The 259-nt window shown below is 63.3% G+C and carries 1 protein-coding gene; it reads left to right on the top strand.

Annotated elements, in window-relative coordinates; all coding sequences use genetic code 11:
• The coding region (locus tag FQ668_RS27715; protein ID WP_218570915.1) for a 7TM-DISM domain-containing protein at positions 1-259 on the top strand (259 nt) is incomplete at both ends.

Genomic DNA, 259 nt, shown 5'->3' with positions numbered 1-259 from the left:
CCGCAGGCCTGTTCGGTTGCCAGTTCGCCCGGCATTTCCTTCAACTTGGCAGCATCAGCCGTGCTTTCGATCGGCTGCTGCAGTTGCTGATGCTGGGTGGCGCGCTGGTCATGGTGCTGGCGGTGACCATGCGCTACGGTGTCGCTTTGCGCATGGCCACGGTGCTGGCGTTGCTGTTTACCGTGAGCATCTTCGCTGCCGGGCTGTATGCCTGGTGGCGTGGCTTGCGCGTGGCACGCTGGTTCATCATCGCCTGGAC

The organism is Pseudomonas sp. Kh14 (assembly GCF_900291005.1).
Classification (GTDB): Bacteria; Pseudomonadota; Gammaproteobacteria; order Pseudomonadales; family Pseudomonadaceae; genus Aquipseudomonas; species Aquipseudomonas alloputida.
Note: the sequence above shows the minus strand (reverse complement) of the source record. Positions and strands in the feature narration are given on the sequence as shown.